Source organism: Bacteroides pyogenes DSM 20611 = JCM 6294 (assembly GCF_000428105.1).
Taxonomy (GTDB): Bacteria; Bacteroidota; Bacteroidia; order Bacteroidales; family Bacteroidaceae; genus Bacteroides; species Bacteroides pyogenes.
On the sequence record NZ_KE386626.1, the window covers coordinates 68,059 to 79,264 of the forward strand.

8 protein-coding genes and 1 tRNA gene are annotated in these 11,206 nt (G+C 45.6%); 6 read left to right on the top strand and 3 right to left on the bottom strand.

What is annotated here, in order from left to right; translation table 11 throughout:
• Nucleotides 1–14: 14 nt before the first annotated feature.
• Complete coding sequence (gene cysK, locus C234_RS0115530) at nucleotides 15–962, bottom strand: cysteine synthase A (protein ID WP_027326510.1); 948 nt, start codon at nucleotides 960–962, stop codon at nucleotides 15–17.
• Between the two features lie 594 nt (nucleotides 963–1,556).
• Here cysK and C234_RS0115535 point away from each other — a divergent pair.
• From C234_RS0115535 to C234_RS0115555, 4 genes are all read left to right on the top strand, one after another.
• Nucleotides 1,557–2,972 carry an alpha/beta hydrolase family protein gene (locus tag C234_RS0115535; RefSeq protein ID WP_027326511.1) on the top strand — a complete coding sequence of 472 codons (1,416 nt, stop codon included), beginning with the start codon at nucleotides 1,557–1,559 and terminating at the stop codon, nucleotides 2,970–2,972.
• Nucleotides 2,973–3,198: 226 nt separating this feature from the next.
• Complete coding sequence (gene ychF / locus C234_RS0115540) at nucleotides 3,199–4,302, top strand: redox-regulated ATPase YchF (RefSeq protein WP_027326512.1); 1,104 nt, start codon at nucleotides 3,199–3,201, stop codon at nucleotides 4,300–4,302.
• 319 nt (nucleotides 4,303–4,621) lie between these two features.
• Complete coding sequence (lgt, locus tag C234_RS0115550) at nucleotides 4,622–5,455, top strand: prolipoprotein diacylglyceryl transferase (protein WP_027326513.1); 834 nt, start codon at nucleotides 4,622–4,624, stop codon at nucleotides 5,453–5,455.
• Nucleotides 5,456–5,636: 181 nt separating this feature from the next.
• Complete coding sequence (locus C234_RS0115555) at nucleotides 5,637–6,755, top strand: DUF4852 domain-containing protein (RefSeq protein WP_034537024.1); 1,119 nt, start codon at nucleotides 5,637–5,639, stop codon at nucleotides 6,753–6,755.
• A gap of 419 nt (nucleotides 6,756–7,174) precedes the next feature.
• On the opposite strand, the gene C234_RS0115565 is transcribed toward C234_RS0115555, so the two are convergent.
• Nucleotides 7,175–7,245, bottom strand: a tRNA-Gln gene (locus C234_RS0115565).
• A 1,286-nt stretch (nucleotides 7,246–8,531) separates the two neighbouring features.
• Here C234_RS0115565 and C234_RS0115575 point away from each other — a divergent pair.
• Entirely contained in the window at nucleotides 8,532–9,347 is an 816-nt protein-coding gene (locus C234_RS0115575; protein WP_027326516.1) for a S24 family peptidase, read from the top strand.
• A gap of 6 nt (nucleotides 9,348–9,353) precedes the next feature.
• Nucleotides 9,354–10,601: a S24 family peptidase gene (locus C234_RS0115580; RefSeq protein ID WP_027326517.1), complete on the top strand. Its 1,248-nt coding sequence runs from the start codon at nucleotides 9,354–9,356 to the stop codon at nucleotides 10,599–10,601.
• Nucleotides 10,602–11,032: 431 nt separating this feature from the next.
• Here C234_RS0115580 and C234_RS18335 read toward each other — a convergent pair whose 3' ends face one another.
• Nucleotides 11,033–11,179, bottom strand: coding sequence for a transposase domain-containing protein (locus C234_RS18335; RefSeq protein ID WP_211231527.1), 147 nt, complete (start codon nucleotides 11,177–11,179; stop codon nucleotides 11,033–11,035).
• Nucleotides 11,180–11,206: the final 27 nt, after the last annotated feature.

An 11,206-nucleotide genomic window follows, 5' to 3' on the forward strand; every position in this document is an offset into this window, starting at 1 on the left:
CTTGACATCCCGTTTTACAGCGGATAATCCTCGAAAGCGTAGAGAAGGGTAGACAGGTAACGCTCTCCCGTGTCGGGAAGCAGGGCGACAATCGTTTTTCCTTCATTCTCCGGCAGCCGGGCAAGCCGTGTCGCCGCAAATACGGCCGCTCCCGAAGAGATTCCGACCAGCAGGCCTTCCGTACGAGCCAGTTCGCGCCCGGTACGGATGGCTTCGTCGTTCTCCACCCGAACCACCTCGTCTACCACCGCCGCATTGTATGTTCGGGGCACGAACCCCGCTCCGATTCCCTGAATCTTATGCGCCCCCGGCTTTCCTCCCGACAGCACCGGAGAGTCCGCCGGCTCTACGGCAACGATCTTCACCTCCTTCTTGCGGGCTTTCAGCGCTTCACCCACTCCGCTCACCGTACCCCCCGTGCCTACGCCCGCCACGAAAATGTCCACCTGTCCGTCCGTATCCCTCCAGATTTCCTGTCCGGTGGTACGCACGTGCACGCCCGGATTGGCGATGTTTTCGAACTGCTGAAGGATTACAGCGTCCGGTGTAGCCGCTCTCAGCTCTTCGGCCTTGGCAATGGCGCCCTTCATGCCCTCCGCACCGGGAGTGAGCACCAGCTCCGCCCCCAGCGCCTTCAGCAGGTTACGCCGCTCCATGCTCATCGTGTCGGGCATGGTCAGTATCAGGCGGTAGCCCTTGGAGGCGGACACGAAAGCCAGCCCCACTCCGGTATTCCCGCTGGTAGGTTCGATAATGGTCGATCCGGCGTGCAACACCCCTTTCATTTCGGCATATTCAATCATAGACAAAGCGATACGGTCTTTCACGCTGCCGGCAGGGTTGAACGACTCTATCTTCACCACCAGACGCGCTTTCAGCCCGTTTAATTTGTTGTAATTGCTCAGCTCCAGCAAAGGAGTATTCCCGACGAGCTCGGTGAGCCTTTTTGCTATCTTTTCCATATTTCTTTAATTTTCTTATCTTAACCGATTGCAAAGATAGGAAAAGCTCCGCCCGCCGGAAATACCACAGATGTGGTAAATTCGTACTACAAACAGGGGGCACATACCCGCCTTTGTCGACTAAATACCCGCATATACATACCGACTGAATACCCAACGCGTCGGTTATATATACTCACCATGCTGGCCATATATATTCACCGGAGGCCGATGTGACACTAACCGTTGATTACCGCCTTCCATATATACTTACCATGGTAATCATATATACTCACCGTAGTAGCCATATATACTCACCACGGTAGCCATATATATTCACCACGGTAGCCATATATACTCACCGGACTGACTACATATACCCACCGAACCGGAATATACATACCCGCCGTTCCGGCTACACATCCCCCGTTGCGGGCATATGGATATACCCCACCATATATCTGCCGAGACAACAGAAGTTGATTTCTCAGGCGGGATTCACTGTTTTTTTCGGGAGCGTGCAAAAATTACCGCCAAAGAAAACGGGGATATCTTTCGGAAAAAACTATATTTGCGGATATTCACCTGAAAAAAAGACTTATACGTATGAAACACATGAAAAAACAGATGAAAAAAACATCTCTTTTCATCATCCTCATCGGACTGATGGCAATGACAGGTCTTCCTTCGCCGGCACAGGCGCAAGACATTACGGGAAGTTGGCACGGAAAGCTGGAGCTGCCCGTAGGTTCGCTCAGCATCGTTTTCCACATCAAGCAGGCTCCCGAAGGCGGATACACCGCCACGCTCGACAGTCCCGACCAAGGGGCGAAGGGAATCCCTACGGAGAAAACAACCTTCGAGAACTCCACGCTCCACATCCGCATACCCACGATCGGGGCATCGTACGAAGGGAAGCTGACGGAGGAGGGAAAGATTACGGGCACATTCACACAGGGGGTTGCCCTCAAGCTCGACCTTGAGAAAGGAGAAGCTCCCCGTCCGAAACGTCCGCAGGAACCGCAACCTCCGTTTCCCTACAAGAGCGAGGAGGTGAAGGTGAGAAACGAGCAGGACGGTATCGACCTGGCGGGCACGCTGACCTTGCCCGCCGAAGGACGGAACTTTCCGGCGGTGGTTCTGCTGACGGGAAGCGGGCCGCAAAACAGAGACGAGGAGCTGATGGGGCATAAACCCTTTCTGGTCATTGCCGACCATCTCACCCGGAACGGGATTGCCGTGTTGCGGTGCGACGACCGGGGCATAGGCGGTTCGCAAGGCGACTACGCCTCCACTGCCAATGCCGGGTTCACACGCGATGCCAAAGCAGCCATCGGCTATCTGCGCCACAGAAAAGAGGTCGACTCGCGGAAAGTCGGAATCATAGGGCACAGCAACGGGGCACTGATAGCTTTCGGCATAGGGGCGAAAGACCGTGAGCTCGCATTCATCGTCTCGCTGGCAGGAAGCGCCGTGCGGGGCGACAGCCTGTTACTGAAGCAAACGGAGACCCTCTCTAAGCTGTCGGGAATGCCCGACGCCGGCTGGCAGAACCTCAAACCTATTTTGCGCGAACGCTACACGCTGCTGATGCAGGCCGGAAAGACTCCCGAAAAGCTGCGGGAAGAGCTGCTCGCTCATGTCTACTCGTCAATGCCGCAGCAACAGGCGAATGAAGCGGTTCGAAAGCGGGCGGAAGCCGAAGCGGCAGCCATGACATCGCCTTGGTTTCTGGAATTCCTCAAACACGATCCCGCCACAGACCTGAAGCGTGTGAAGTGCCCGCTTTTCGCCCTGAACGGAGAGAAAGACGCGCAAGTGGATGCCGAGACGAACCTGAATGCCATCCGCCTCCATACAACGGAAGGCGGTAACAAACGGGTAACAACCAAAGTATATCCCGGACTGAACCACTTGTTTCAGCATTGCACCACCGGAGCCGTGAACGAATACGCGCAGATAGAGGAAACCATCAGCCCCGAAGTGCTGAAAGACATCACAAAGTGGATACTGGGCATCACCGCCCATTAGCCGCATGACGGTGGCTTGCATTCACAGGCAGCCGGCGCGTGGATACCCGGCATCGCCGCCGTTAGCCCTGCTGACGGTGAGTTGTATCCACAAGCAGCCGGCGCGTGGATAGCCGGCATCGCCGCCCGGCAGCCAAGAAAACCTGTGCCGAAAGAACATAGTTTGTAAAAGAATGGCTATCTTTGCATGCGCGAATTTGAGTTTAAATAAATAACAAAAGATATAAATGGCATTGCAATGTGGTATCGTCGGACTGCCCAACGTGGGTAAGTCGACTCTTTTCAACTGTCTGTCGAACGCAAAAGCACAGGCGGCAAACTTCCCTTTCTGTACAATCGAACCGAACGTAGGCGTCATCACCGTTCCCGACGAACGTCTCAACCGCTTGGCGGAACTGGTTCATCCCCAACGCATCGTTCCCACGACGGTGGAAATCGTAGACATCGCCGGACTGGTGAAAGGAGCGAGCAAAGGCGAAGGATTGGGAAACAAGTTTCTGGCAAACATCCGCGAGACGGATGCCATCATCCATGTGCTCCGCTGCTTCGACGACGATAACGTGACTCACGTAGACGGCAGCGTAAATCCCGTCCGCGACAAAGAGATCATCGATTACGAGCTTCAGCTGAAAGACCTCGAAACCATCGAGAGCCGCATACAGAAAGTGCAGAAGCAGGCGCAGACGGGTGGTGACAAAGCAGCCAAGCAGACGTACGACGTGCTTGTGCGCTACAAAGAGGCGCTGGAACAGGGACGGTCGGCACGCACCGTGACTTTCGACACGAAAGACGAACAGAAGATAGCCCGCGAGCTGTTTCTGCTCACAAGCAAACCGGTGATGTACGTGTGCAACGTAGACGAGGCAAGCGCCGTGAAGGGCAACAAATACGTAGAGATGGTTCGCGAAGCCGTGAAGGACGAGAGTGCCGAGATACTGATCGTGGCTGCACGCACGGAAGCGGATATCGCCGAACTGGAGACGTACGAAGACCGCCAGATGTTTCTCGCCGAAGTAGGACTGGAGGAGTCTGGCGTGGCACGCCTCATCAAGTCGGCCTATAAACTGCTGAACCTCGAAACTTATTTCACCGCCGGTGTTCAGGAAGTGCGCGCATGGACTTACGAAAAAGGATGGAAAGCTCCCCAATGCGCCGGAGTGATTCATACCGACTTCGAGAAGGGATTTATCCGCGCGGAGGTCATCAAGTTCGACGACTTCATCCAATACGGCTCGGAAGCGGCTGTGAAGGAGGCGGGAAAGTTGAGCGTGGAAGGAAAGGAGTATGTGGTGCAGGATGGAGACATCATGCACTTCAGATTCAATGTGTAAGCATGCAAGCACGGTAAAAACATTAAAAGGGTGGCACGATTCCAAACTTCAGATTCAATGTGTAAGCATGCAAGTACGGTAAAAACATTAAAAGGGTGGCACGATTCCAAACTTCAGATTCAATGTGCAAGCATGCAAGCACGATGAAAACATTGAAAGGGCGGCACGATTCCAAACTTCAGATTCAATGTGCAAGCATGCCAACCCGATGAAAGAACGCAAACCCTGTCCGAAAGCAAACGCCGCCGGCATTGCACGGATGAAGGGTTGAGATATAAAAACAAAGGCCGCTCGCCGGCCCGAAATCAATTAACAATCAATAAGTCTTATGTTACTGTCTATTCACTGGAATCCCAATCCCGAATTCGTCAACCTATTCGGCATCTCCATCCGCTATTACGGATTGCTATGGGCGGTAGGCATCTTTCTGGCCTACATCGTTGTTCACTATCAGTTCCGTGACAAGAAGATAGGCGAGAAGAAATTCGAACCGCTCTTCTTCTACTGTTTCTTCGGTATCCTCATCGGCGCCCGGCTGGGGCACTGCATCTTCTACGACCCCGGCTATCACCTCACCAGCGGTAGAGGCATTCTGGAGATGCTGCTGCCCGTGAAGCTGCTGCCGGGAGGAGGATGGAAGTTTATCGGATACCAGGGGCTGGCAAGCCATGGCGGTACGCTGGGACTGATTATCGCGCTCTGGCTCTACTGCCGGAAAACCAAATTGCACTATGTGGATGTATTGGACATGATTGCCGTAGCCACTCCTATCACCGCCTGCTGCATCCGTCTGGCCAACCTGATGAACTCGGAAATCATCGGCAAACCGACCGATGTACCCTGGGCGTTCGTCTTCGAACGCATCGACATGCAACCCCGCCACCCGGCACAGCTATACGAAGCGTTGGCCTATCTCGCGCTTTTCTTCGTGATGATTTACCTGTACAGGCGCCACAGCAAGGAGTTGCATCGCGGCTTCTTCTTCGGACTCTGTCTGGCGACAATCTTCACCTTCCGCTTCTTCATCGAATTTGTGAAAGAAAACCAGGTGTCTTTCGAAGATCAGATGACGTTCAACATGGGGCAATGGCTCAGCATCCCGTTCATCATCATCGGCTTTTACTTCATTTTTGCTTACGGGAAGAAGAAGTAGACGTTTTTACTCTATAGTTATATAGCGTGGCAGGCACTCTTTTGCCTGCCTGATGAAGAAGAAGTAAATGTTTTTACTTTGTAGAGGTTTTTTAGGCTTAGAAAAGAATAATCATTACAAGCTCTCTTATCCTTAATAAGGAATAGCTTATATTTGTGTACGTTTAATTAAAACTTTGCTTATGGTACTTAAGTATTTAAATCTTTTTATGGCTTTTATGGGCAGCTTAGCCATATCGGAATCTTATGCTCAAAGCTATATTACAGGGTGTAATGGTAAAAATTATGGCATAGGTGATACGCTTGTTGTAGGCAAGCCTGCACTATCAGGGTATTTATTTATACGTACTGTCAACGAACAAGGCGATTTGTCTCCAATGCCTGACAGAGATATTGCAGGTTTGAAAGTGACTATTACTTCTATACCGGAATACGATGAACAATTATATCAGGATATGGGGATTTACGAACAACCCGAAAATTTACAGATTGTCATGGCTGAAGGTGGAGGCAATCATTTCTGTATCAGCCTAAATAAAGCGCTAAGCCGTGGAAATATAATGTCCGATTACATGATTTCGTCTGTTGACGGGGCAGTGGATTTGACACCCTCTATTTTGTATGTGTACGCGCTAAAACTTTATCAAAAAGCTGTTGATGACAAGGTTGTTGATAAATATGCCTCATTATGTGTACCTGATGAATTTAAACAAGCATCCGAAGATCCTTTTGCATTAGATGCTATGCGTAAATCTTACAGAGCTAAATTGCAACAAGAATTATGCAATGCCGACTTTTCAAAGATATTTCGTCTTAAATGCTTATCAGAACTTCAGCCATATGATATGGTAAAAGAATGTTTCCCTTTATCAGAATTTTCTTGTGTTGATGTGCAAACTAAACAGGAAGATGAACTGAGCAGGCTCAAATATTGCTTGTGGGGAGAATGTGCTTTTCTTTTTGCCAATGCTTCTCTCTTTATGTCCTTACCTTCAGAAAAAACACGAGCCAAAGGCTTCTATGGGATGCGGAAATACGCCGGCGTTCCTTCTTATAACGAACCAATGGCTAGCCTGTATGTATATGTTAAGATTAAGAAACAGCCGGTAAAATTGCCGGAAAAGAAAATTTTAGTCTTTTCTGAAGGCCGTAATTTTGATTTTAATTGGTCAACACTGAATAAGGTTTATGGTGAGAGGTCTCTTAATATGGATATTGTTCGAATTGATGCGTATAACGATTTGCTTCCTTTCGTGAATGGTGAAGTAGTCTATAATTACTTAGGCAGCATTGTTCTATAAAACAGTTTGGAGGGAAAACTTATCGGGACACATATATAGCAAAGGTACATAAAATCTCCGAAACCCAACCGGCTTTAGGTTTTACAGAATATCCCGATTTACGTCTCTATATCACTATTATCGTATTGTCTGTGCGACCATCGAATAACATTGGCGGGCAGAGCACGCAGCTGGTCAATAGTCTGTTGAAGATTACGCGCGACTACCATAATGTCAAAACAATCCAACAGGTCAGGAGGGAGCCTTAGACGAACTAAGGCTAAAAGAGTATCATAAGTAGTCACGAGATTTTTTTTGAGGGCAAAGATAAGAGTTTTAGAGAATCCCCACATTAGTTTACTGCTGAGCCCGCTTTGGCCCCCCAATAAGAAGAAAGCCCCGAGAATTTTTGTTTCTCAGGGCTTTTCTGCAATCAGTTGTTGGACTACCAGGATTCGAACCTAGACAAACAGAACCAAAACCTGTTGTGCTACCATTACACCATAGTCCAAACTTATGCGCTTTCTGTTAAAAAGCGGTGCAAAGATAGTGTTATACCAATAAACATCCAAACATTTCACTGATTATTTTCGATTTCTTCACCAATAGCCCGCCATTGCTTCACTGAGTATCTTCAATTTACTCACCAATGGCTCGCTATTTCTTCACTGGTTTTCTTCAATTTATTGGCTAATAGTCCGCTATTTCTTCACTGGTTATCTTCAATTTATTCACCAATAGTCCGCCATTACTCACTGATTATCTTCGATTATTTTACCGATTGCACTCGATTTCTTCATCCATGACATTCGATTATCTCAAAAGGCGAGTTCGGGATAAAAGAAGCGATGTGCTCCAATCGCGGGCTTGTTTATCTGCTTTCATTGGCAATTCAATCAGCCTTTGTCCAAATGTAACTTTTCGAACTTATGATAAAAATCTACAATAAACCTCTGTTGGTCAAACTCAATAGCACTTCTGTTTATGGCATCAGATCAGTATCAATTTCATACATGCTGATTGTGCAAGAACCTCTTGCGTCAATTTAAGTAGATTTTCTATTTTAATATGTTTCCCAAAATCCAATCGGAAATATGCCCAATCCCCTCATTGGTAGGAATTTTATAATCATCCATGCTCACCACATACTTATCGATGATAATTTCGATAAGTATATGGTGAGTAGTATTTGCGTATAGAATTAATTATTTCAATCATACTTGAATATTTTTTCGGCAATATAATTATTTTCAAATACACTTGAAGATATCGAATCCGGTAAAACCTAAAATAGATTGGACTTCGGAGATTTTATGCACCTTTGCCATATATGTGTCCCGATAAGTTTTCCTCCGTTTTGGCTGCCAAACCATTCTTTGGAGGGAATGCTTGAACATATACAAAAGCCAACTGACTCGCAATGAATTTGGTTGGCTTTAATATTACTATAAATGAGTATCCCTAAAATTAGCGACTCTGTTTGATTGTATTAGCGATTGCGTTTGATTGTATCAGCAGCTCTGTTTGATTGTATCAGCGATTGCAAAAAAAAGAGGAGTTCCTACGACCAAATGAGAGAAACGCTGCCGAGCCAATCTGCCTGAAGTGGAACGAGAAGTTTTTTGCCTCTTTACTGCAAACCGAATGACAACACCCTTGCAAGCATAGATTTTAACTAATATTCTTTTGAAGAAATGAAAGTAAATCACAGCATGTGTTTATACTATTGCAACTCTGAATCAAGTTGCTTATCTTTGTATCGTTCCGTTGATGTAACAGACGCCAACTAAAGTTGATATGACAAAAAAGAAAGATGAAAAAACACCAATAAAAGTCGCTTTCCAATATTTAAAAAGCAAAGGGCTTGTTCATACTCAACAAGATGTAGCCGATAAGATGAGTGTATCTAAGGAAAATTTATCAAGAGCTCTCAATAGGAAAGATGGATATCATACTAAAAGTTTTCTATCCAGATTCAACGCAACTTTCGGAGGGATATTTGACGAAGAATGGCTATGGAGTGGTATTGGAAAAATGCTAATTGAAGGAAACGCAAGCCTTGAAACAAATGCGTCGCCAATATTAGAAGCAGAAGAAAGGGAATATTACACCGAAAATAAAAATGGTGATGTGTTTTACGATCTGGGAGACGGAAGATTTCTAATGAAAGCCCCATTGGTTCCATACGAAGCGTACGGACAATTTGCCAATGAAGAGATAACGCTTCAGTCGGAAAGGGATGAATGGAGTTCGGAAATATTCGAAGTAGATGAGGTTGTTCAAGGTAATTTTCTCGCATTCAAACTGAGAGGAGACAGTATGGATGACGGGACGAGAGATAGCTTTGAAGAGGGGGAGGTTGTTTTAGCGAGAGAGCTTGACAAGTCACATTGGAAAGATGGGTTGAAATACAAGAAACACCCATATTGGGTTGTGGTATTCGATTCGTCTGTGCTGATAAAACAGGTTGTTAATCAAGATTTAAAACGTGGAATGGTAACATTCCACTCTATTAGCGATTCTCCTGAATACAGGGATTTCGAATTAAATTTAGATGAGATAAGAAAATTATACTACGTTGTCCAGAAAAAGCCTAAAACTGTAAGATTCTAAAATACAATGGCACTCGATTCTTATATTTGGAGGATATACAAACAAACGAATGAACATTCGAACGCAATTCAAGAATACGAGGAGCGCGAAAGGTATGCGTCATTCAAACCAAGGTGCTTCACTAAGCGATTTGGAGATATATTTTTACTAATTACCAACAATGTCGATGTGTTCCTGATTAACAGCGATACAAAATATAAACTTGATTGTAAAACAAACGATATGGTAAATAAAAAAATGTTTTCTCCGGAAGATATGCCTATCATGAATAGGAATATCTATGAATTGGTGGTTAAAGAGAGCGATGGAAACGTCTCTCAATTTGCCGAGAAGATAGGAATTAGGCAACAAACGCTTAATCGAATTTTTAATACCGATAAAAGAAGTGGAAAATATCCATCTGTATCAGACGACATCAAGAGAGCTATATATAATAAATATGGTATAACGGAGATACAATTGTTGTCTGATACACAGCATGCAGACATGGAAGAAAAAAATAATGGATATAACGAATATTCAGAGAGATTCCTCAAAGTCATTGATAAATTGGGTGTATCAGACTATTCAGTATGGAATGGCGTCAGTGGTATATCAAAAGAGCAAATGTCAAAAATAAGAAGAGGAGTAGGTGGTGCTTCCTTGAACATCATAAGAGATTTTGGAAAGCATTTTGAAAAAGCCAATATAGACTTTATTTTAACAGGAAGAGGCAATCCACTCAAAACAGAAGCCGAAACAATAGAAATACCCGAATCCAATAGAATATACATAGAGACTGAAGGAGAATACGATGCTGCCGTAAAAAAAGGATTGCATCTACTACCAGAAGTGTCGTTTAAGTTCGCTGCCGGACAATATCAATTAATCAACATATCAGAGGACATAACAAGATATTGGTATCTTCCCGATTGCAAAGATTGTGAGGGTGTCGCCCAAGTTGTAGGAAACTCAATGGCTCCCACACTCCCTGCGGGATGCTGGGTCGCGTTAAAAAAGTATCCACTTCCTTATGAAAACCCGAACACTATCCCGTTTGGGAATATATTCGGAGTGCTTGTTGAGGATAGAGATACAAGGGAGTATCATGGGCATATAAAGATATTACGCAGATATAAAGAGCAGAAGTTGTCAGAGAAATATTGGATTGCTCATTCAATTAATGAAAGAGAATTCGATGACTTCGATATAGCAATAGAGCAAGTGAGAGGCCTATGGATTGTGAAACAACACATAATTAGTGATGTATTGTAGGATTATGAAAACAGAGAAAGACAAACGAAGTATAGTTGATGATCGATTTGCTCCATGATTTTTTATTAAACGGAATAAATATAAAACGAAATACCATATTCCTGCTTCACAAGGAAAAGGGTAAGCCGGATGCAAAACTGCGGTTCCGTGTCAGATGGGAAAAAGAAAGTACATTCTTCTGTCATCAACAGAGATATACAACACTTTGAAGAGTTATGCGAGACCATGTTTTTCTTCTTCGAACAGAATGAGAAAGTACCTACAGCGGATGAATTTCCGAGGCAAGTTCAATGAGATGAACGGAAGTAAGCCTCCGGTAAAGTACGTATTGCAAAATACAAAAAATTAGTCCCGACTGGGCACGATTCGTTCAGATTCGCCTCCGAGTCGGGACTAATAGCATCAAATTATATCAATTCGGAACAGATTTGTTATGATTTCACCCAGTTCCGTGGAAGAAGTTCTGTCATATCCTTTTTATCCCTTTCATAATACGGTATTTTCCTCAGTACGTCCTCCATCCACACTCTAGGGTCAACTCCGGCAGACTTGCAGGTCCCGATAAGGGAATATACAATGGCCGCTCTGTATGCCGATGCGTCGTT

What these genes read in the sequence shown, in the direction of transcription:
- cysK (WP_027326510.1), bottom strand. Translation starts at nt 962, where the DNA reads ATGGAAAAGATAGCAAAAAGGCTCACCGAGCTCGTCGGGAATACTCCT.
- C234_RS0115535 (WP_027326511.1), top strand. Translation starts at nt 1,557, where the DNA reads ATGAAAAAACAGATGAAAAAAACATCTCTTTTCATCATCCTCATCGGA.
- ychF (WP_027326512.1), top strand. Translation starts at nt 3,199, where the DNA reads ATGGCATTGCAATGTGGTATCGTCGGACTGCCCAACGTGGGTAAGTCG.
- C234_RS0115555 (WP_034537024.1), top strand. Translation starts at nt 5,637, where the DNA reads ATGGTACTTAAGTATTTAAATCTTTTTATGGCTTTTATGGGCAGCTTA.
- C234_RS0115575 (WP_027326516.1), top strand. Translation starts at nt 8,532, where the DNA reads ATGACAAAAAAGAAAGATGAAAAAACACCAATAAAAGTCGCTTTCCAA.
- C234_RS0115580 (WP_027326517.1), top strand. Translation starts at nt 9,354, where the DNA reads ATGGCACTCGATTCTTATATTTGGAGGATATACAAACAAACGAATGAA.